Source organism: Mesorhizobium sp. M0678 (assembly GCF_040320505.1).
Taxonomy (GTDB): Bacteria; Pseudomonadota; Alphaproteobacteria; order Rhizobiales; family Rhizobiaceae; genus Mesorhizobium.
The window spans coordinates 141160-162081 of sequence record NZ_JAMYPT010000011.1; the positions used below are offsets into that span (position 1 = coordinate 141160).

19 protein-coding genes are annotated in these 20922 nt (G+C 62.3%); 9 read left to right on the forward strand and 10 right to left on the reverse strand.

All coding sequences use genetic code 11. The annotated features are described in order from the left end of the window. Positions 1-13 precede the first annotated feature (13 nt). The 6 genes from NKI29_RS20810 to NKI29_RS20835 all read left to right on the forward strand — a co-directional run bounded on the left by NKI29_RS20810 (position 14) and on the right by NKI29_RS20835 (position 7474). Positions 14-1276, forward strand: a complete 1263-nt coding sequence (locus NKI29_RS20810; RefSeq protein WP_352570913.1) for an N-acetylmuramoyl-L-alanine amidase — start codon at positions 14-16, stop codon at positions 1274-1276. Between the two features lie 214 nt (positions 1277-1490). Next, the gene (locus NKI29_RS20815) at positions 1491-3947 is read left to right on the forward strand and encodes a penicillin-binding protein 1A (RefSeq protein ID WP_352570914.1); all 2457 of its coding nucleotides are present in this window, start codon (positions 1491-1493) and stop codon (positions 3945-3947) included. A gap of 167 nt (positions 3948-4114) precedes the next feature. Further along, a protein-coding gene (gene prfB, locus NKI29_RS20820) for a peptide chain release factor 2 (protein WP_156948021.1) occupies positions 4115-5246 on the forward strand; the annotation gives its coding sequence in 2 pieces (ribosomal slippage) (positions 4115-4180 and positions 4182-5246; 1131 coding nt in all). A gap of 473 nt (positions 5247-5719) precedes the next feature. After that, on the forward strand, positions 5720-6106 hold the full coding sequence (locus tag NKI29_RS20825) for a hypothetical protein (protein ID WP_031212810.1): 387 nt from the start codon (positions 5720-5722) through the stop codon (positions 6104-6106). Between the two features lie 177 nt (positions 6107-6283). Then, complete coding sequence (locus NKI29_RS20830; RefSeq protein ID WP_023679923.1) at positions 6284-6652, forward strand: GFA family protein; 369 nt, start codon at positions 6284-6286, stop codon at positions 6650-6652. Positions 6653-6826: 174 nt separating this feature from the next. Continuing rightward, a complete protein-coding gene (locus NKI29_RS20835; protein WP_023679922.1) occupies positions 6827-7474 on the forward strand; it encodes a YiaD family glycine zipper/OmpA-like lipoprotein in 648 nt (215 codons plus the stop codon). A gap of 90 nt (positions 7475-7564) precedes the next feature. On the opposite strand, the gene NKI29_RS20840 is transcribed toward NKI29_RS20835, so the two are convergent. Next, positions 7565-7837 (reverse strand): DUF2798 domain-containing protein, encoded by a 273-nt coding sequence (locus NKI29_RS20840; RefSeq protein WP_023679921.1) that lies wholly within the window; start codon positions 7835-7837, stop codon positions 7565-7567. 48 nt (positions 7838-7885) lie between these two features. Continuing rightward, positions 7886-8770, reverse strand: coding sequence for an NmrA/HSCARG family protein (locus NKI29_RS20845; protein WP_352570915.1), 885 nt, complete (start codon positions 8768-8770; stop codon positions 7886-7888). A gap of 120 nt (positions 8771-8890) precedes the next feature. On the opposite strand from NKI29_RS20845, the gene NKI29_RS20850 reads away from it, so the two are divergent. Next, positions 8891-9784 carry a LysR family transcriptional regulator gene (locus tag NKI29_RS20850; protein WP_352699913.1) on the forward strand — a complete coding sequence of 298 codons (894 nt, stop codon included), beginning with the start codon at positions 8891-8893 and terminating at the stop codon, positions 9782-9784. Between the two features lie 447 nt (positions 9785-10231). Further along, entirely contained in the window at positions 10232-12244 is a 2013-nt protein-coding gene (locus tag NKI29_RS20855) for a BTAD domain-containing putative transcriptional regulator (RefSeq protein ID WP_352570917.1), read from the forward strand. Between the two features lie 81 nt (positions 12245-12325). On the opposite strand, the gene NKI29_RS20860 is transcribed toward NKI29_RS20855, so the two are convergent. The 7 genes from NKI29_RS20860 to NKI29_RS20890 form a co-directional block, all read right to left on the reverse strand. After that, complete coding sequence (locus NKI29_RS20860; protein WP_352797113.1) at positions 12326-13957, reverse strand: DEAD/DEAH box helicase; 1632 nt, start codon at positions 13955-13957, stop codon at positions 12326-12328. A gap of 190 nt (positions 13958-14147) precedes the next feature. Continuing rightward, positions 14148-14921, reverse strand: a complete 774-nt coding sequence (locus NKI29_RS20865) for an NAD kinase (RefSeq protein WP_352797115.1) — start codon at positions 14919-14921, stop codon at positions 14148-14150. Between the two features lie 460 nt (positions 14922-15381). Then, positions 15382-16143 (reverse strand): MBL fold metallo-hydrolase, encoded by a 762-nt coding sequence (locus NKI29_RS20870; RefSeq protein WP_352797117.1) that lies wholly within the window; start codon positions 16141-16143, stop codon positions 15382-15384. After that, positions 16140-17210, reverse strand: coding sequence for an ABC transporter ATP-binding protein (locus NKI29_RS20875; RefSeq protein ID WP_352623245.1), 1071 nt, complete (start codon positions 17208-17210; stop codon positions 16140-16142). Before NKI29_RS20875 ends, NKI29_RS20870 begins: the two co-directional genes overlap by 4 nt. Beyond that, on the reverse strand, positions 17207-17989 hold the full coding sequence (locus tag NKI29_RS20880) for an ABC transporter permease (protein ID WP_023679912.1): 783 nt from the start codon (positions 17987-17989) through the stop codon (positions 17207-17209). Before NKI29_RS20880 ends, NKI29_RS20875 begins: the two co-directional genes overlap by 4 nt. Before the next feature lie 2 nt (positions 17990-17991). Beyond that, positions 17992-18834: an ABC transporter permease gene (locus NKI29_RS20885; protein ID WP_352797120.1), complete on the reverse strand. Its 843-nt coding sequence runs from the start codon at positions 18832-18834 to the stop codon at positions 17992-17994. Positions 18835-18847: 13 nt separating this feature from the next. Continuing rightward, positions 18848-19954: a polyamine ABC transporter substrate-binding protein gene (locus NKI29_RS20890; RefSeq protein WP_352797122.1), complete on the reverse strand. Its 1107-nt coding sequence runs from the start codon at positions 19952-19954 to the stop codon at positions 18848-18850. A gap of 91 nt (positions 19955-20045) precedes the next feature. On the opposite strand from NKI29_RS20890, the gene NKI29_RS20895 reads away from it, so the two are divergent. Continuing rightward, entirely contained in the window at positions 20046-20660 is a 615-nt protein-coding gene (locus NKI29_RS20895) for a TetR/AcrR family transcriptional regulator (RefSeq protein WP_352472778.1), read from the forward strand. 55 nt (positions 20661-20715) lie between these two features. Here the strand turns inward: NKI29_RS20895 and NKI29_RS20900 are convergent, their stop codons facing one another. Then, complete coding sequence (locus NKI29_RS20900) at positions 20716-20916, reverse strand: DUF2905 domain-containing protein (protein ID WP_023679908.1); 201 nt, start codon at positions 20914-20916, stop codon at positions 20716-20718. Positions 20917-20922: the final 6 nt, after the last annotated feature.

The window sequence follows — 20922 nt, forward strand, 5'->3', positions numbered from 1 at the left end:
GATTGGTAGAAAGATGGGACTGGCAGGCTTCGCAGACAAGGGCCGTCATCATGGAGGCTGGTTCTTCCGCACCGCCTGCCTGCTGCCGCTGATCCTGGTTTGCCTGGTCTTTTCGCCGCTTTCGCGTGCTGCCGACGCACCGCTCGGTGCCATAAGCTACAAGATGGCCGGCGATGCCACCAAGATGCGTATCGTCATCAATTTCGACCGCGAGCCCGACATCAAATGGTTCCTGCTGCGCGGCCCCAATCGCCTGGTCATCGATCTCCCGGCCACGAGATTCGCCCTCAATGCCAAGGATATGAAGCCGCGCGGGCTTGTCCGCGCCGTGCGTTACGGCGGACTCGGCGAGGGGAAATCGCGGCTGATTCTCACCGGCAAGGGACCGTTCGCCGTCGACAATCTCGACGTGCTCAAGAACGATGACGGCAACGGCTACCGCATCGCCATCGACATGTCGGCGGCCTCGCAGCGGGAATTCGACGCAGCGCTCGCCAATCAGGCGCTGACCACCGGCTCGACGGTCTCCGCCGACAAGGCCGGCAGGGTCGGTACCGGGCCGGTCTCCAATCCGGGCCATCGTTTCACCGTCGTCATCGATCCCGGCCATGGCGGCATCGACGGCGGCGCCGAGGGCCTGAACGGGACGGTCGAGAAGAACGTGACGCTCGCCTTCGCAATGGAACTGCGCGACAAGCTCGCCGCCGGCGGCAAATACGACGTGTTCCTGACACGTGAGACCGACATGTTCCTGCGGCTCGACGACCGCGTGCGCATTGCCCGCCAGCATGAGGCCGACCTGCTCATCTCGATCCATGCCGACACGATCAGCCTCAAGGGCATTCGCGGCGCAACGGTCTACACCGTGTCCGACAAGGCTTCCGATCCCGAGGCGCAGGCGCTTGCCGACCGTGAAAATCTTTCCGACCAGTTCGCCGGCATGGAGATCAAGGACGACAGCAAGGAAGTGACCGATATCCTGATCGACCTGATCCGCCGCGAGACGCATAATTTTTCGATGAGCTTCGCCCATACTCTCGTCGGACAGCTTTCCACCAGCGTCGGTCTGATCAACAACCCGCAGCGTTCTGCCGGCTTCAAGGTGCTGAAAGCGCCGGACGTTCCATCCGTGCTGGTCGAACTCGGCTATCTGTCGAACGCCAAGGACGAAGCGCAATTGCTCAGCGCCGATTGGCGCAACAAGGCGACCCAGAGCATAACCAACGCCGTTGCCCTATTTGCTTCGGCCAAGAGCGGAACGGGGGCCGGAGGCTGAAATGTCCGCCGGCGCCCACAACCTGAAGCAGCGTTGCACGGCGACAACACCCTGTGCTTTTATTTCCGGCATTCGAAACCGAAATTCCACGCTGCCGTATTTTGCCCACATGGTCGCGACATGGGTTTTGCGATTACGGTTTGGGATCGTCCCGAAAGCTTGCGCGAAGGGCGGCTTCGTTTAGGAAATTCCCGAACCAAGGACTGGAGCGGGTATGATTCGTCTCATTGGCTATTTCTTCGGCATCGGCACGACGCTGGCCCTTTTGGTCGCGGCGGGCGTGGCGATCTATATCGGCCATTTGTCGAAGGACCTGCCCGATTACGAGGTGCTGGCCAAATACGAGCCGCCGGTGACGACCCGCATCCACGCGTCGGATGGCGCGCTGATGGCCGAATATGCGCGTGAGCGGCGGCTTTATCTGCCGATTCAGGCGATCCCGGATCGTGTCAAGGCGGCCTTCCTGTCGGCCGAGGACAAGAACTTTTACAATCACCCCGGCATCGACGTGACCGGCCTTGGCCGGGCCATTGTCGTCAACCTGCAGAATGTTGGCTCGGGAAAGCGCCAGGTCGGCGCCTCGACCATCACCCAGCAGGTGGCGAAGAACTTCCTGTTGTCTTCAGACCAGACCTACGAGCGCAAGATCAAGGAGATGATCCTCGCCTTCCGCATCGAGCAGGCCTACTCAAAGGATCGCATTCTCGAGCTCTATCTCAACGAGATTTTCTTCGGCTTCGGCGCCTATGGCGTCGCCGGTGCTGCGCTAACCTATTTCGACAAATCGGTGAACGAGCTCACCGTGGCCGAAGCCGCCTATCTCGCCTCTCTGCCGAAGGGGCCGAACAACTACCATCCCTTCAAGCATGCCGATCGCGCCTTGGAGCGCCGCAACTGGGTGATCGACCAGATGGTCGAGAACGGTTACGTCACGCATGAGGAAGGCGAGAAGGCCAAGGCCGAGCCGCTCGGCGTCACGCCGCGCCGCACCGGCAACTATCTCTTCGCCGGGGAGTATTTCACCGAGGAAGTGCGTCGCCAGATCATCGCGCGCTATGGCGAGAATGCGCTCTACGAGGGCGGCCTTTCCGTCCGCACGACGCTCGATCCGAAGATGCAGCTGATTGCCCGCAAGGCCATGCAGAACGGACTTATGAAGTTCGACACGCTGCGCGGCTACCGCGGGCCGGTCACGAGCATCGACGTTTCCGGCGACTGGGGTGTGCCGCTGGGCAACGTCAAGCGGTTGGAGGACGTGCCGGAATGGTCGCTCGCCGTCGTGCTCGACAGCTCGACCACCGGCCTGTCCATCGGCCTGCAGCCGACGCGCCAGATCTCCGGCGAAATCGTCAAGGACCGCGTCGAAGGCACTGTCAGCAAGGAAGACATGAGCTTCGCCATGCGCCACGTGGTCGACGGCAGGACCGTCAAGGCGAAGTCGCCCGCCGACGTGCTGAAGCCGGGCGACGTGATTTTCGTGCAGAAGAACGACGGCTCGGACAACAGCTACAGCTTGCGCCAGGTTCCCGAAGTGGAAGGCGGCCTGATCGCCATGGACCCGCATACCGGACGCGTCCTGGCCATGGTCGGCGGTTTCTCCTACGCGCAGTCGGAGTTCAACCGGGCGACGCAGGCCATGCGCCAGCCGGGATCGTCGTTCAAGCCGATCGTCTATTCGGCCGCCCTCGACAATGGCTATACGCCCGCCTCGGTGATCATGGACGGGCCGATCACCATCCAGAGCGGCAACACGACCTGGACGCCCAAGAACTACGACGGAACGGTGGCCGGCCCGGCGACGTTGCGCTCCGGCATCGAGAAATCGCGCAACCTGATGACGGTGCGGCTTGCCAACGACATGGGCATGAAGCTGGTCGTGGAATATGCCGAGCGTTTCGGCGTCTACGACCACCTGGCGCCGTATCTGCCGATGGCGCTGGGATCCGGCGAGACGACGGTGATGCGCATGGTGTCGGCCTATTCGATCATGGCCAATGGCGGCAAGTCGATCAAGCCATCGCTGATCGACCGCATCCAGGATCGCTACGGCAAGACCGTCTTTAGGCAGGACGAACGCGGCTGCTCAAACTGCAATGCCGCCGAGTGGCAGGACCAGCCAGAGCCGGAGCTGGTCGACAACTCCGAGCAGGTGCTCGATCCGATGACGGCCTACCAGATCACATCGATGATGGAGGGCGTCGTGCAACGCGGTACCGGCGCCACCATCAACGAACTCGGCCGTCACATCGCCGGCAAGACCGGAACGACCAACGACGAAAAGGATGCCTGGTTCATCGGCTATACGCCGAACCTCGTTGTCGGCCTCTATATGGGCTACGATCAGCCGAAAGGTCTTGGCAAGGGCGCGACCGGCGGCGGCCTTGCCGCGCCGATCTTCAAGGATTTCATGCGCGTGGCGCTGGATGGCACGCCCAATGTCGACTTCAAGGTTCCGGAAGGCATGAAGCTGATTGCGATCAATCGCAAGACCGGCATGCGGGCCAACGCGGGCGACGCCGGAACCATCATCGAAGCCTTCAAACCGGGTACCGGTCCCGCCGACAGCTACTGGGTGATCGGCATGGGTGCGGACGGCTCCAACGCCACCGGCGGGGCGCTGTCGCCGCAGGCCAACCAGGCCATCCAGTCGGGCGGCGGCGGGCTCTACTGACAATCGCTACATCGGGTCGGGCCGGCTTGACGATGATGGTCGAGCCGGTCCATTCCGCTTTACAGGGGCCGGTACATTACAGGGGCCGGCGCTTTACAGGAGACCGTGCCGTCCCTATGTATCGCGCCACCAAACCGCCATCCAGCAACAGGACAGAACAGCCAGCCATGCGCGCGGAAACGCAAAACATTGTCGACGAGATCAGGCAGGCGATCACCCTGCTGAGGAGGCATCTTTGACTGGGACCAAGCCATAAAGCGGCTTGAGTACCTGAACGTCCGTGCCGAGGATTCGAGCCTCTGGAACGAGCCGTTGGAAGCGCAAAAGCTGATGCGCGAGCGTCAGGGCCTCGAGGAAGGTATTGCCGCGGTCAAAGGCCTCACCCAGGCCTTGGAAGACAATATCGGCCTGATCGAGCTTGGCGAGGAAGAGGGCGACGAGGGCGTCGTTGCGGAGGCCGAGGCGGCGATCCGCTCGATGCGCGGCGAGGCCAAGGCGCGCCAGATCGAAACGCTGTTGTCGGGCGAGGCGGACGCCAACGATAGCTATCTGGAAGTTCATGCCGGCGCCGGCGGCACCGAAAGCCAGGACTGGGCCTCGATGCTTCTGCGCATGTATACGCGCTGGGCCGAGCGCCGCCGCTTCAAGGTCGAAGTGCTGGAAGTGCATGACGGTGAAGAAGCCGGCATCAAGTCCGCCACGCTGCTGATCAAGGGCCACAACGCCTACGGCTGGCTGAAGACGGAATCCGGCGTGCATCGTCTCGTGCGCATTTCGCCGTATGACAGCAATGCGCGCCGCCACACCTCCTTCGCCAGCGTCTGGGTCTATCCCGTCATCGACGATACGATCGACATCGACGTTTCCGAATCCGACGTCCGTATCGACACGTATCGGTCGTCGGGATCGGGCGGCCAGCACGTCAACACCACCGATTCGGCCGTGCGCATAACCCATCTCGCCACCGGCATCGCGGTTGCCTGCCAGGCCGAGCGCTCCCAGCACAAGAACAAGGCCAAGGCCTGGGAAATGCTGCGCTCGCGGCTTTACGAGGAAGAGCTGAAGAAGCGCGAAGCTGTGGCGAACGCCACCGAAGCGTCGAAGAGCGATATCGGCTGGGGCCACCAGATACGGTCCTACGTGCTGCAGCCCTATCAGTTGGTGAAAGATCTGCGCACCGGTGTCGAGAGCACCAGCCCGTCGAGCGTGCTCGACGGCGACCTCGATGATTTCATGGAAGCCTCGCTGTCGCAGCGGATCGAGGGTGGCGCCGGCGAAACGGTGGCCGATATCGACTGAGGCCGCCGGGCACCAATCCGGCAGGAATGTGGGTTCATCACGCGAGAGTTACGGCCATCGTGCGAGAGTGACGAGCTCTCAATTTGCACCTACCTGTCGTTCTACAACTTTGTTTTTCGTAGAGTTTTTCAAAATCGATTTCCGCTTTTGACGCGGATGCCTCGGGCCTGCCGGTGCCAAGCCTGGAACCAGCGCGAGCCAAATCCCGTTATTGGCGATCCCTCTGCCGGGGGTCGACGAGGTTCGTCAACCAGGGCGGCAGGTTGGTTCCGGCTGCAGAGGTCGGCGTTCGATTGCGACAGCAATTCCTTGCGCCAACCAAGGAATCAGCCCAGCATTCATGCGCTGGGGAGGAAAAAAGCATTTATGGCCGGACGCGGCGTATCTGCGACCTGACGATCCGGCCACTGGGAAGACACGTTCCGGGAACGGGCAAGCGAAATGCTTGACAACCGTTGATAGGAACTGCGCTCATGCCTGCTCTCACAACCAGACCGGCCCCAGTCGCCCGCACGGCGCGCCGACTCCTGAATTCACTTGTCGCGGCAGTGGTTTTGATTGCTGCCGCCATTCCATTTGCGGCGCCTGCTCTGGCGCATGATGCCAAGCCGACCGCGGCAATGCCGCAAGGCTGGAGCTATCCGTTCTCCTGCTGCTCGGGCTATGATTGCCGCGAGGTCTCTCAGACATCGATCAGCGAACGTCCCGAGGGCTATGTCATCAAAGGAACCGGGGAAGTCGTGGCCTATAGCGACAAGCGGATCAAGAATTCGCCCGACGGCGAATATCATTGGTGCTCCGTTGCCGGTGCCAATGACGGAAAGACCATCTGCCTGTTCGTGCCCCCATCGTCCTACTAGCGCATGACGCCCAAAAGCTTGCCCACGGGCTGACCCGAGCGTGTGCAGCGGTTTTGGATCGATCGGCCTTCGATCTGTGCATCGCAGGCTCACAGGTCTGCTGACCGGCAGTTGTCAGGAGCGTTTCTTTATGCTGCCTTTGCCGTACGGGGCGGCGGCATTGTGAGGGACCAATTCATGACCATCAAGGCAAGCTGCCACTGCAAGGCGACGACGTTCGAGGTTTCGCAAGCGCCGCAGACAGTGACGCGATGCACCTGTTCCTTCTGTTCGAAACGCGGTTCGTTGTGGGCCTATTACACCCCATCGCAATTCAGACTCACCAGCCCGCCGGAGAATGTTTCGTTCTACCAGTGGGGATCGAAAACCATAAAACACGGTTTTTGCGCCACCTGCGGCTGCGGCACCTTCACCGAGACGCCGGACTGGTCGACAGGCGAGCCGAATTTCGACAATCCGAAGATCAGCGTGAACTCGCGGCTGTTCGACGATTTCGATCTCGACAAGGTCGAAGTGGTGGTCATCGACGGCAAGAATCTCTGGTAGCCGATCGAATTGGGGTGGTCGCGCGAGCCGCTGCAGGCGTGTGGAATTGAGCCGGGGAAAGCCGCGGCAACGGCTTTTGCTGGTCCGTTTTTCGCCGCATTTCATGGTACAAGTCGCTGGAAGGGCTGATGCGGTGCGCCGTTGCGCGACCGTGGAATGGAGAGGGACCACCATATGAAAAAGATTGTGCTCGCCGTCGTGGCGACGGCTGTGCTCGTGAGCGCATGCACCACCGATCCCTACACCGGGGAACAGAAGGTTTCCAACACCGCTGCCGGCGCCGGTCTCGGTGCTTTGGCGGGTGCCGGGCTCGGCATGCTTGCCGGCGGTAACGACCGCCGCAACGCGCTGATCGGCGCGGGCATCGGCGCGCTTGCCGGCGGTGCCATCGGTGCCACCATGGACCAGAACGAGGCCGAACTGCGCCGACAGCTTCAGGGCACCGGCGTCAGCGTCACCCGCACCGGCGACCAGATCATCCTCAATATGCCGTCCGACATCACCTTCAACGTCGACCAGGACGCGGTGAAGGCCGGTTTCTATCCGGTGCTGAATTCGGTTGCCCTTGTGCTGAAAAAGTTCCGGCAGACCACCGTCGACGTGTTCGGCCACACCGACTCGACCGGCGGCGACGAGCACAATTTCGACCTGTCGCAGCGCCGTGCTTTGGCGGTCGCCAACTATCTGTCCGGACAGGGCGTCGATTCCCGCCGCTTCGCCGTCACCGGCTTCGGCAAGACGCGTCCGATCGCCTCCAATGCGACGGCTGCCGGCCGGGCTCAGAACCGCCGCGTCGAGATCCAGCTGTCGCCGCTCACCTGAGGCAAGCACATGAACCGAGAGCGGCCCCGCAAGGGGCCGCTCTAATGGTTATGCCGGACCACCGGCCGCCGGCGCCCTTCGTTCGCGATATCAGGACCGGGCCGGCTGATCGACAATTGCGGCAACGATCCGGCGCACGATCGGAAGCACAATCAGCAGGCTGGGAAACGCAACAAGCCATGAAGCGCCCCACGCATAGCTCCAGGCCGCTATAAACCCGTTCGTCCAGCCTGCGCCGATTGCCGTCGAAACCGCCGAGACAATCGAGGACATCAGAATCGAAAGAACCAACGGCATCACCACCGCGCCGTAGGAGGGCGGCAGCTTTCTCAACTTGAAGGCTCGGTCCGGTGATGCTTGCATCGAAATCTCCTAATAAAAAAATATGCGTAGGCGCTATTGTGAGGACGATCAGGCGGCATATGCCGTCTGCAGCGCCAATTCCCGAATGAAGCTTCGCAGCGAACGCGGCTCGCGGCCAAGCACGGCACGCAACGTCAGGCTGTTCCCGCCGAGGCCGTATTTGGCGTAGTGGCTGTGTACTTTGGCCAGCATCTGCAACTGCCGGTCCGTATAGGGAAGGCGGGCCTTCGCCGCCCAGTCCTGAAATGTCGGCTCGCCCGCCGAAACCGGCCGGCCAAGCGCTTCGCTCATCATGGCGACGACCTCTTCGCGGCTGTGCATACCGTCGGCGCACAGCTCGAGGGTCGCATAGGACAAACGCGTTTCGGTCAGTGCGATTGCCGCAACTTCAGCCACATCGCGATAGTCGACGCGGGCGAGCTTCGCCGTCCTTGGAAACGGCTCGGCGAAAACGCCGTGCTCGACGACGGACGGCCAGGCCGCCGCGATATTTTGCATGAAATTGGCCGGGTGCAGAATGGTGTACTCCATGTTCGTCGAATAGAGGGCAGCTTCAACGGGTACCTTGCTTGCATGGTTTTCCAGCCTCGTATTGGTCGGCTGGATCACCGACGAAAAGACGAACTTTCGAACGCCTGCTCGCGCCGCCGCCTCAACCATGGCAACCCCCATGGCGGCTTCGTCGGGAGCAAAGGCCGGTCCGATGTGAAAGACACCGTCGACACCTTCCACGGCCTGCTCAAGGCTCCGATGGTCGCGCAGATCTCCGATCGCGATCTCGGATGCACCGGCTTTCTGGGCTTTTTCGGCACTCGCGGCGTCACGAACAAGCGCCCGAATCCTGGCATTGCGGCGGACGAGTTCAGGCACCACCAAACCGGCAACGCGGCCTGCGGCGCCTACGATCAGGACCGTTGGACTGGGTGTTCGCATGACGATCTCCTTCCCTCAAGTCTGCCTTTCGGCCTATGCAGGGAAGATAAAATCTAGCGAACTGCGTTACAATTGATCGATTTTGCGATAGTTTCTCCCGATTTTCGGGAGAAAGGAGCGATGAGCCGGATAGATGATTTCGAAGCCTTCATTGCCATTGTCGAGCACGGCAGCCTGACGGCTGCCGCACGCCGGCTGAACCGCTCACTGCAGTCGGTCAGTCGGTCCTTGGCGACATTGGAGGAATCCATCGGGGTCGAGCTTCTGCACAGGACGACACGCCGCTCGACGCCGAGCGAAGCCGGAGCGGCTTTTTTCCAGCGCATCAAACCCGCCGTCGAGGAAATTAACGAAGCCAGGCTTCAGGCGGCCAACCGACGGTCGGAGCCGTCGGGCATCCTGCGTGTGAGTGCCCCGGTTCTGTTCGGCCCGGATTTCCTGATGCCGGTCATCGCCGACTGTATGCGGACATATCCCCGCGTCGAGGTTGACCTCCAGCTTTCCGATGAATTTGTCGATCTTGATGCCGAGGGTCTCGATTTGGCGGTCCGGATCGGCAATTTGCCGGATTCCAATTTACGTGCGAAGCGGCTGGGGGCGTTGCGGCGCGTCGTGTTCGGCGCACCTGCCTACTTCCAGCAACGCGGCCGACCGGCCCATCCGCTTGAATTGCGTGAGCACGATTGCATCGTACGAACTGTCGACGGCCGCCCGGGCGAATGGATGTTTCAGATTGAAGGCAAGCCCCGGTCGGTGAAGGTCGCGGGCACTTTCCGGTCGAATTTGATGATATCCATCTATGCAGCCGCGGTTCACGGATTGGGTCTGGGCTACTCGCCGCTTTGGCAGATAAAACACCTGGTGGACGACGGCCGCCTGGAACTGGTTCTGACCGAATTCGAGCCTGTGCCGGTGCCGATACACGCCGTGTGGCCGGAAGGCAGATCATCCTCCGCCAAAGTTCGCGCTTTTCTGGACCTGCTGGCATCCCGCCTGGAGCTCAAGAACCTTTAGGGCGCAAAACTAATCTGAGCGCCGATCTTACCTCATCGACATCAAGTTCGTGATCAGAACTGCCTTGGCGGCGTTGACCACGGGTTGATGGACCTCCGAATGACCGATGTCATTCAGCTGATCGGTCGTCAAATTTGCCAATGCCCTGCGTCTTGCGACGGTCCGCCGCCACCCCGTGAAGGCAGTGATCATCATTGCTGCGCTTTTCAGGCCAGACCCAAGCCAGCGGCGTTTGGACGCGCTGCTGCCGGCGCGAGTTCCCGTGTGAGCCATTTCTTAGTCTCCCGTTTCGAGTTTGCGGGTGGGAGCGTGCCACGCAGGTGTTTTCGGGCTGTTCGGCTGTGCGTGAACAATTGGGAGGAGTCCGACGATCCGCCGTTAAATCGGTGTTAAATCAATCTACCGAGATGCTATTCTGTCGCTGCGGTCAAAGTCTGGAGACGATTTGTGCGCATCCGGTTGCTTGGTGGCCTGGAGGTTACTTCCCCGGAGCACCGGCCCGTCCGGTTCGCCACACGCAAGACTTCGCTTCTTTTTGCTGCTCTGGTTCTCGCAGGCCGCCGCGGCCATCGTCGCGAGCAGCTTTCCGAAGCCTTTTGGCCGGGGCGAAGCAATGGGCAAGCCCGCAATAGTCTGCGGCAAGCGCTTGTCGACATCAGGCGCTCGTTCCCGGCCAGCTTGGATGCCACCGTCTACATCGATGGGGATCAGGAGACCGTCGTGCTGATTGCCGGTCCGGATGAGGCGGACATCTCGGTGTTCGACCGGAAATTAGAGGAGGGCCGGACCACCGATCTCGCCTTCGCAGCCGATCTCTATCGCGGTGAGCTGCTTGCCGGGCAAACGATTCCTGACGAACTGGACGAGTGGTTTGGACCGTATCTGAGCAAGTATCAGCGCAAGGCGCTGCAGTTGGTCGATCGGCTGAGCCTGGCGCTGCCCGCACCCGGCTCAGCGGAAGAGACGGCCTGCGAAGGGCTCGCGGAGAGATTGCTCGCCTCGGATCCGACGGCGGAGGCAGCCCATCGGGCGCTTATCCGCATCCACGCTCATCGAGGTCACGAAAACGCGGCCTTGCGCCAGGTCGAGCTGTGTCGGGCAGCTTTAAAAAAACATCTGAATGCGGACCCAGAGGAGCAGACAAGCTCACTTGCGGCTTCCCTGCAGTCCCGTGAAAGAACTGAACGTCAGCGGCCTGAGCCAAGCTCTGCCGCCGCATCACTGGCGCAGGTTCTGGCGGCCCCGACGAGGCGCGACGACCAGCCGTCGATTGCGGTGCTGCCGTTTCAGAATCTAAGCGGTGATGTGGAGCAGGAATATTTCGCCGACGGCATGGTGGAAGACATTGTCACCGCCTTGGCTCACTTTCGTCACCTGTTCGTGGTCGCACGGAATTCGAGCTTCACCTACAGGGGACGGTCCATAGACATAAAGCAGGTCGGGCGTGAGCTGGGCGTGCGCTATGTGGTCGAGGGAAGTGTTCGCCGGGCGGGCGACCGCCTGCGCATCGCCGGGCAGCTCATCGACACCTCGACGGGGGCCTATCTCTGGGCCGACCGTTTTGATGGAACGCTCGCCGAAGTTTTCAGTCTGCAGGACCAGGTCGCCTCGAGCATCGTCGGCGCAATCACACCGAAAATGGAGGAGGCTGAGATCGAGCGTGCCAAACGCAAACCGACAGAAAGCCTCGATGCTTATGACTACTATCTCCGCGGGCTGGCGGCCTTTGACCGAACGATCACTAGTAGATCGGCGATTGACGACGCCTTGCGCCTCTTCATGAAGGCGATCGACCGTGACCCGGAGTTCGCGATAGCCCATGCGCGGGCGGCGCGGTGCTACGCTACCCGAAAAAGCAACGGCTGGATGGTCGACCGTGCAGAAGAGATTGCCGAAGCTACTCGACTGGCCAGGAGAGCGGTCGAACTCGGAAGGGACGATGCAATTGCGCTTTCCTACGGTGGATACGTCCTCGGCTACGTAGGCGGCGACCTTGATGATAGTGCGGCTTGCATCGATCGCGCGCTCGCTCTCAACCCGAACTTGGCCGCTGCTTTGGGCGTCAGCAGCTGGGTGAGGGCTTGCTTGGGCGAGCCAGGCAAGGCCATCGAGCACGCCGCGCTTGCCATGCGCCTAAGCCCATTGGATCCACGCCTGTTCGCTTGGCAGTTCAACACCGGGCTCGCTCATTTTTGTGCAGGCCACTACGATGACGCCGTCGCTTGGGCGGGAAAGTCGCTGCGGCACCAGCCGAACTACGTGAGCGCGATGCGTGTAGTGGCGGCGGGTCATGCCCTTGCGGGGCGCCTAACGGAAGCGCAGCAAATGATGGCCCGGCTTTGCGAGTTCGATCCCTCGCTGCGGCTTTCGAATCTCGCCGAGGTGCTGCCGCCGTTTTATCGACCGGACGATCGCAGCAGATATATCGAAGGCCTTCGCAAGGCGGGCCTGCCGGACTAACCCCATCTCAGCGCGAAGCGAGGCTGTCTTATGCAGGTTTCGGTGCTTCGCGCGTCCGCAGGACGCACAAGCGCTGCAGCATCAGACCTTGGCGACGATCCGCATGAAGGCCGGCATGTCGTCGCCGAAGCCGACGGTCGCGTCATTGTCTTCCTGGCGCTGGCGGGCAGGGCGCTCGCGCTGCGGCCTGGTATCGCCGCGTTCGGGCGCGCGCCGATCGGGCGAAGCCTTGCGGTCGGGTGAAGCCTGGCGGTCGGGCGAAGCCTGGCGTTCGGATGAAGCCTGGCGCTCGGTATTTTCGGAGCGGATCGCGTCCTTGCGGGTACGCCGCTCGCCGGTGTCGGCGACCGCGGCTTCGGCCACGACTGGCTGTTCCTCGCTAACCGCTTCCGGCGACGCTTCCTCGCTGCGCTTGGCGTGGCGCTCGCGCGGCTTGCGCTCGCCCCTGTCCTTACGGTCGCCGGCATCGTCCTTGCGGCCGGCGCGACGCGGCGCACCGCGGCCACGGCGCGGCGCCTCATCGTCGCCGCCTTCGCTGGCGACGACCGTCGACAGATCGCCGTCATGCCACTCGATCTTGTTGCCGATCAGCCGTTCGATGGCGTCGATGTATTTGACGTCCGACTTGGTCGCGATGGTGAAGGACTTGCCCGAGCGTCCGGCGCGGCCGGTGCGGCCGATGCGGTGGACATAATCCTCGGCATGGATCGGCACGTCGTAATTGAAGACATGGCTGACGTCGGGAATGTCGAGACCGCGCGCCGCGACGTCCGAAGCGACGAGATAGCGCAGCTTGCCGTCGCGGAAATTGGCCAGCATCTGCATGCGCGCGCGCTGGTCCATGTCGCCATGCAGAGCGCCGGCGTCGAAATCATATTTCAGCAGCGAACGGAACAGCTCCGACACTTCGACCTTGCGGTTGCAGAAGATGATGGCGTTCTTCAGCTCGGCATCCTCGGCTTTCATCAAATTGCGCAGCGTCTCGCGCTTGTCCCACGGCTTTGGCCCGGATTTCACCAGCCGCTGGATAATGTTGGTGGCGGCCGATGCTGCCTTCGACACTTCGACGCGCACCGGCGCGTGCAGGAATTTCTCGGTGAGCTTGGTGATTTCCGGCGGCATCGTCGCCGAGAAGAACAGCGTCTGCCTGGTGAACGGGATCATCTCGCAGATACGCTCGATGTCGGGGATGAAGCCCATGTCGAGCATGCGGTCGGCCTCGTCGATGACGAGGATCTCGACACCATTGAGCAGGAGCTTGCCGCGCTCGCGATGGTCGAGCAGGCGGCCGGGAGTCGCGATCAGCACATCGGCGCCGCGCTCGAGCTTCTTGTCCTGCTCGTCGAAGGACACGCCGCCGATCAGCAGTGCGATGTTGAGCTTGTGGTTCTTGCCGTATTTGACGAAGTTTTCCTCGACCTGCGCGGCGAGCTCGCGCGTCGGCTCGAGGATCAGCGTGCGCGGCATGCGGGCGCGGGCGCGGCCCTTTTCCAGCCGGGTGAGCATCGGCAGGACGAAGGACGCCGTCTTGCCGGTGCCGGTCTGGGCTATGCCCAGCACGTCCTTGCCGAGCAAGGCGTGAGGGATGGCGCCAGCCTGGATCGGCGTCGGCTCGGTGTAGCCGGCATCGGTAACTGCGGAAAGGACCTTCGGCGACAGGCCAAGGTCTGCAAAGGTCAACGCTTCTTGAGCGATCTGGGTGTCTGAGGACAAGTTTGGCTGTCTTTGGCTGGTTCGGGGGCGCAACATATGCAGTCGCGGCAAGCGCCGCGCGCCTGCAAGATTGGTATTGCAGGTAGGCGCAAGCCCACGATTTGTCAACACAAACGGGCGGCATTGGCGCGATTGTGAAGTCGTAACCTTAATCGCGATGCTTAATTTGCGCAGTGGCCGCTGCGCCGGCTCAATACCTGAACTGTTCGGCGAGAATGCGCTCGTTCCACGAATGGTTGGGATCGAACAGCAGCGTCGCCGTTGCCGTCGGCGATTCCCTCACCGTGACCGTCGTCACCGCCTTGACCTCGGTGTGGTCGGCGGCGGCATTCACCGGCCGCTTTTCCGGCTCCAGAATGTCGAAACGCACGATCGCCTTGTTGGAGAGCAGCGCGCCGCGCCAGCGGCGCGGACGAAACGGGCTGACCGGGGTCAGCGCCAGCAGCGGAGCGTCGAGCGGCAGGATCGGCCCGTGCGCCGACAGATTATATGCGGTCGAGCCGGCCGGCGTCGCAATCATCACGCCGTCGCAGTGCAATTCCTCCAGCCGCTCCTGCCCATCCACGGTGATGCGGATCTTGGCCGTCTGGTACGACTGGCGCCAAAGCGCGACCTCGTTGATCGCGAGCGCCGAAATCGTCTCGCCTTCGGCCGTCACCGCCTGCATCTCCAGCGGACGGATCGTTTCGGCAACGGCCGCCGCGATGCGCCCGGTCAAGCCGCTGGCGCGGTATTCGTTCATCAGGAAACCGATGGTGCCACGGTTCATGCCGTAGACCTTCTTTCCCGTGCTCATCGTCTCACGCAGGGTCTGCAGCAGAAAGCCGTCGCCGCCGAGCGCCACGATGATCCCGGCTTCTTCGACGGATGCCTGGCCGTAGCGTGCCGAAAGGCTTTCCAACGCCGCATTGGCGTCGGCGGTACCGGATGAGACGAAGGCGAAACGGCTGGCGGTTTTGCTCATGGCTCTCAACGACAACCGATTGGGACGACCGCCTGGCGACCGATTGGCGGCGACCGGTTGCTGGGCCGCGCCAGCGCCGGGTTAGCATGGGTGGGCATTTCTGCAAAGGGAGGGAGGTGCCTGCAGATGGCGACCAAACAAGCCGCACTCGCGCATCATGTCGGAGGACAAAATGATGTGATGGTTAAGACTCGCCTTAAACTCTCGTAAAGCCATATCGATCATGTTAGCCGGCAGCGGACGGGCGGCGTGGGGGCTAACCAGTCGAGGCCGATCTATTGCCGCTGGCACGCTTGATTATTGTCTTCCTGATGCTGGCAAGTTTTGCCCTGGCTTTCGCGGAACTGGTGCGCCAGTCGGAGGAAAAGAGCTTTAGACCCGAGCCCACGGCCTCACGCTGCGGCGACGCGGCGGGGACACCCTGTCCGCAAAGGGCGCTTTAACGCCACAGCGCCAGTGCTTATCGGGCTTGCAACAGATGGCAGCCGGCCTGGCGCTTTTGCGCGAGATACTCGTCGACAAGCTGGCGATAGCGGACTTTGCCGAAGCTCGGGAAATGGCCGCCGTGCACGACCGAGACATCGAGATCGCGCATGCGCAGCAGCGTTTCGACATAATCGTCGATATCGGAGTGATAGACGTCGTCGATCAGCGGGCCGTCATAGATGATGTCGCCGGAAAACAGGATGCCCGTCCTGTTTTCGTAGAGCGCAATGCCGCCGGGTGAATGGCCGGGCGTGTGGATGACCTCGAAGGCACGGTCGCCGAGATCGACGATGTCGCCTTGCTCGAGCAACCGGCCGGCTGGTGCGGGCAGGATCTGGTAGCGCTTCGTGTCCCAGCCTTGCGGCATGCCGTCGAACATCTCGTCGGTGGCATAGCGGTCGGCAACCGTCCATTCGTTGCGCGGGTCGGCGAGGATTTCGGCCTCGGCCGGGTGGACGCAGCGGTCGGGAAATTCGTGATGGCAGCCGATATGATCGAAATGGGTGTGGCTGGCCACGCAGGTGAGCTTGCGCTCCGTGACCAGCGGCACGTGGCGGCGCAGGCTGAAATGGCCAAGGCCGGTGTCGAACAGAAGATCGCGGTCGCGGCCGCGCACATGCCAGATGTTGCAGCGGAAGAACGGCTTGATCCACGGCTCGTGGATCAGCGTCACGCCATCGCCCATGCGGATAGTTTCGTACCAGTTAGGAGCGTCGATGATTGGAAGCGAGCTCATGTTTGGTCCGCAAGCAGGATGATGTCGCCAGCATCGCACGATACCGCGACCACGTCGCCCGGCTGGACGGCCGATGCCGAGGGAACCTTGGCGATGAAGTGCAGCGCCGGGTCGGTCGTGGAGGTCCCCAGCACACGCTTGAAGCTGCCCTGGAAGACGACGTCGTTGACCTTGACCATACCGAGCGCCACAGCACCGCCGGCAGCGCCGAGAACAAGATGCTCCGGCCGGACGGCCAGCGCAACGGTCGAGCCGGCCGGCAATGTGCCGGGCAAAGAGAGCGACCCAAGCTTCGTGTTGACGGTGATTTTGCCGCTCTTCGCCTCGGTCACTGTTCCGGAAATCAACGTGCTTTCGCCCATGAAAGTCGCGGAAAAGCGCGTCGCCGGCCGTGCATAGACGCGCTCGGGCGGTCCCTCGTCCTCGATGCGCCCGTCATTCATCACCACGCAATGATCGGCCAGCGCCATCGCCTCTTCCTGGTCGTGGGTGACGTGGATGAAGGCGGTGCCGACGCGTTTCTGGATCGCCTTCAATTCATCCTGCATCTGCCGGCGCAATTTCAGGTCGAGCGCGCCGAGCGGCTCGTCGAGCAGGAGCACCGCCGGCTCGACCACCAGGGCGCGCGCCAGCGCCACGCGCTGCCGCTGACCGCCGGAAAGCTGGTGCGGCTTCTTGTCGAAGGCAGTAGCCAGCCCGACCAGCGCCAGCGCCTCGCGCGCCCTCGCTGCCCGGGTTGCGCCATCGACACCCCGCATGCGCAAGCCGAAGCCGACATTGCTGCCGACGCTCATATGCGGAAACAGCGCGTAGTCCTGGAACACGGTGGTCGTCGGCCGCTTCGCCGGTGGCACGGCGGTGCAGTCCTCGCCGCGGATCAGCACCTTGCCCTCGCTCGGCGTGACGAAGCCGCCGAGGATGGACAGAAGCGTCGTCTTGCCGGAGCCGGACGGCCCGAGCAGGATCGTGTAGCTGCCCGGCTCGATCGTCAGCGAGACGTTCTTCAGCACCGTGTGCTGGCCGAAGCGATGCGAGACGGAGCTTATATCGACCAGTGGCGCACTCATGCCGGCTTCCTCCGCAACAGCATCAGCTCGAACAATACCACCAGTACGATGGAGACGGCGAAGACCAGCGAGCCGACGGCGTTGGTCTTGGGATTGAGGCCGGAGCGCAGCAGGTTCCAGATCTCGACCGGCAGCGTCGTGTCGAAGCGCGTCAACAGGAACGAGATGACGAATTCGTCCCAGGAGAAGGTCATCGACAGGAAGAAGCCGGCGAAGATGGCCGGCGCCATGATGGGCACGGTGATCAGCAGCAGCACCTTCCATTCGGGCGCGCCGAGGTCGCGCGCGGCGCGCTCGATATTGATCTGGTGGTCGCCCATCTGGCTGTAGACGATGGCAAAGCAGAGCGGCAGGTTGATCACGACATGGCCGATGCCTGCGGCAAGTAGAGACTTCGGTACGCCGGTCCAGTTGAACAGCACCAGCAGCCCCATGCCGATGATGAGATAGCTGACGGTCAAGGGCAAGGTGATCAGCCCGCGCATCAGGCCCGAGCCCGGCAAGGCGAAGCGCGCAAAACCCCAGGCGGAGAGAAAGCCAAGCGTGACGGCGACAGCCGAGGAGACGACCGCCACCAGCAGCGAATTGACCAGCGCCGAAGTCAGCCGCGTGTCGGCGAGCACGGCCTCGTACCAGCGCAGCGACGGCCCGGTGAAGGGCGGGATCGGAAACGACGTCGCCTGCAGCGAAAACAGCACCAGCACCACCACCGGCAGGAAGATGAAGCCATAGATGGCGATGGCATAAAGGCCGGAGACGAGGCGGATGAGCGCGCGCATGGTCAGGCCCGCTCGATCTTCAGCCAGCGGGAGCAGGCGAGGTAGGCGATAGTGACCACCGCCATCAGGATGATCGACAGCGCCGAGGCGAGCGGAAAGTCGCCGCGCCGGCCGATCTGCATCATGACGAGTTGCGGCATCAACAGCTCGTTGTTGCCGCCGAGGATCTGCGGCGTGATGTAGTCGCCGATGCATAGCACGAAGGTGAGGAAGGCGCCGACCATGATGCCAGGCAGCGTCAGCGGCAGAACGACATGCAGGAAGGTCCGCAGCGGCCCGGCGCCGAGGTCGGCGGCGGCCTTCCGGTAGCTGGGGCTGAGCTGCTTCAGATTGGCAAAGATCGTCAGCGTCAACAGCATGACGAAGAAATGCACGAAGCCGGTGACGGTGGCGAGCCGAGTATTGGCGAGCTGCAGCGGTTCGCCGAACAGGCCGGAGCCGGTCAGCGCGCGATTGACGACGCCGTTCTGTGCCAGCACCAGCAGCCACGAATAGGAGCGCACGACATAGGAGGTCCAGAAGGGCAGCACCGCCAGCATCAGCGCCAGCCGCTGCCAGCGCTCCGGCACCTGCTCGGCCAGGATCCAGGCAAAGGGATAGGCGAGCAGCACCGAAATCACGGTGACAATGGCTGTGACCTGCAGCGAGTTCACCATCGCCTGCCAGTAAGATGGATTGGCAAAGAACTGGCTGTAGTTGGACAGCGTGAAGCCGCCGCCTTCATGCGCCGTCAGGCTGGATACAGCCATGGCGACGAAGGGCAGCACGAAGAACAGCAATGTCCAGCCGAGCGCCGGCGTGACCAGCGCCCAGGGCAGGGCACGCCCGCTGTTGACGGCGTTCACGACCGGCAGCCGGTTATTGCGCCTGCAGCATTTCGGTCCAGACGTCCTGCATCTTCTTGTCGAGATCGGCATTCGGCGCCGGATAGGACTGGGCGCGGGCGAGGAATTCCGGCTGCTCGTCGAAGCGCAGGATCTTCTTCTGCTCGTCGCTCAACGCCGCCTTGCTGTTGGCCGGCATGCCCCAATAGCAGGACGAGGTGGCGAGCCGCGCCTGGCCTTCGGGGCTCATAATGTACTGGATGAATTTAAGCGCCAGCTCCTTGTTCTTGGAATCCTTGAACATTGCCAGCGACTGCGACCACAGCACGGCGCCTTCTTTCGGGATAGAGAAGTCGAGGGCAGGGTTTTCCTTGGCCAGCCCCGCCGTCACCCATTCGCCGCCGCCGACCAGAATGTCGACCTCGCCGGTCGCCAGCGCCGTCTGGCTGGCGGTCACTTCGCCGACCAGCTTGGCGTTGGCCTTCATTTTGAGCAGCTCTTCCTTGATGGCGGGAAGGTCGGCCTCGGTCAGTTCCGCAGTCTTCTTGCCGATCGCCAGTGCGGCCATGCCGATGACCGGCAGGTAATAATCGTAGATGGCGATCTTGCCCTTGTATTTGTCGCCGGTCAGCGCCGCCATCGACTGCATGTCGGCCGGGTCGACCTTGGTCTTGTTGTAGCCGATCGTGTTGTAGCCGAACTTTTCGGTGATGCCGTAACGCTTGCCGTCGACGACGGTGGAGCTATCCATCTTCACCTGCGGAAACAGGTCGGCCAGCGGCAGCTTGTCTTCCGGTAGCGGCTCGAACAGGCCTTTTTCGACGCCGCGCGGTACGTCGATGCTGTCGATCACCATCACGTCCCAATCGCCGGGCTGTGATTGATCGACGATGGCCAGGCCGGCGCCGGTGCCTTCGAACTCCTTGACATTGACCTTGACGCCGTTCGCCTCCTCGAACGGCTGCAGCAGCGCCGGATCGGCGTGATCGCACCAGATCAGTGCGTTGAGATCCTGCGCCTGAGCGAGGCTGCCCGCCGCCAGCAGCAGTGCTGCCGCGGCACAGGCGCCTTGGAGATGGCTCTTTAGAACGGAAAGCGGATTCCTGACGGTTGGATTGGGGGTCTTTGGATTGATGGACATCGAGTGTTCTCCCATGCCTTTTTGGCTTGTAGGAAAAAATTGAACCAATTCTAAAATTGAGTCAATTCTGTTTTTGTGGCAAACAGCCGCTATGAGCGGATTGCGGGCAAGGCAGAAGGCGGATCGGCACCGCCGCATCATCGAAGCAGCGGCGGCGCTTTTCCGCGATGCCGGTTATGAAGGCGCCAAGATCGAGACCATCGCCGCGCAGGCCGAAGTCTCGGTCGGCACCATCTACAATTACTACCAGAACAAGGGCGACATCCTCGGCGCCATCGTCTCGATGGAGGTCAACGAGGTGCTGAATGCCGGGCGCGGCGTCGTCGCCAACCCGCCGGCCAATGTCGGCGACGCTCTCGATACGCTGCTCGGCATCTATATCGAGCACTCGCTGCATTATCTCAGCAAGGAGATGTGGCGGCAGGCGATGGCGATCTCGACGCAACTGCCGGACAGCCCGTTCGGCCAGGCCTATACCGGGCTGGACCGCGCCCTGACCGAGCAAATCCGCGCGCTGATCGTCCGCCTGCAGGCGCTCGGCCTGGTGCGCCGCGACATTGACGGGCCGGCGCTCGGCGAACTCATCTTCAACAACATGAACATGATGTTCATCGAATTCGTGAAGCGCGAGGAGGCGAGGATTGCCGAACTGCGCACGGCGATACGCAGGCAGAACAGGATATTGGTGGCGGCGATCGGAGTGTAAGAAGATCAAGGGCGAATAAGGCCTGCAACACAAATCGCCGCAGCCGGAGCATCGCCTAACGGTTGATCAGCCATAGAATGGCCGAGAGCACGATGCTGACCAGTATCCCCGTGGTGATAGGGACATAAAGCCTGAAGTTCTCACGCTCGATCACGATATCGCCGGGCAGCCTGCCAAGGCCGGTCCGAGCCAACCAAGGCCACAGCAGGCCTATGGCAACTATGCTGAGACCAACCACGATCAGAGTTCGCGACATGGCAGC